General features: G+C 72.1%; 1 protein-coding gene. It reads right to left on the bottom strand.

Annotation, left to right across the window (positions count from 1 at the left end; all coding sequences use genetic code 11):
• The coding region (locus PROKR_RS36055) for a histidine phosphatase family protein (protein WP_169736544.1) at positions 1-304 on the bottom strand (304 nt) is incomplete at its 3' end.
• Positions 305-348 lie beyond the last annotated feature (44 nt).

Raw genomic sequence — 348 nt, 5'->3', positions numbered from 1 at the left:
CGAGGTAGCGCAGGTGCGCCTCGTGCGAGCCGGCCATCTCGAGGTCGCCGGCCTCGATCTCGCGCAGGCCGGGGAGCTTCACCGGCTCGATCCCGCGGTCCTTCGCCAGCGGCGCGGCCGTGAACGACGTCCTGATCATGGACGAGACCGCGATGGCGCCGATCTCGCGGTCCCGGAGCGCGTCCGGGACCGCGGCCGCCTGCTTCTCGCCGAGCAGGGTCAGCCCGGGGCCGGGAACCGCGGTGTCGAGCAGGCCCTTCACGTTCGACGGGGTCTGTCCGTGGCGCAGCAGCAGAAGTCGCATGGGCGCATTCTCTCTGACGGCGCCCGATAGGTCCGCATCCGTCC

This window comes from Promicromonospora kroppenstedtii DSM 19349, from assembly GCF_000515355.1.
GTDB lineage: Bacteria > Actinomycetota > Actinomycetes > Actinomycetales > Cellulomonadaceae > Promicromonospora > Promicromonospora kroppenstedtii.
The sequence above is the reverse complement of the archived record's forward strand: the minus strand, read 5'-3'. Positions and strand labels throughout refer to the sequence as shown.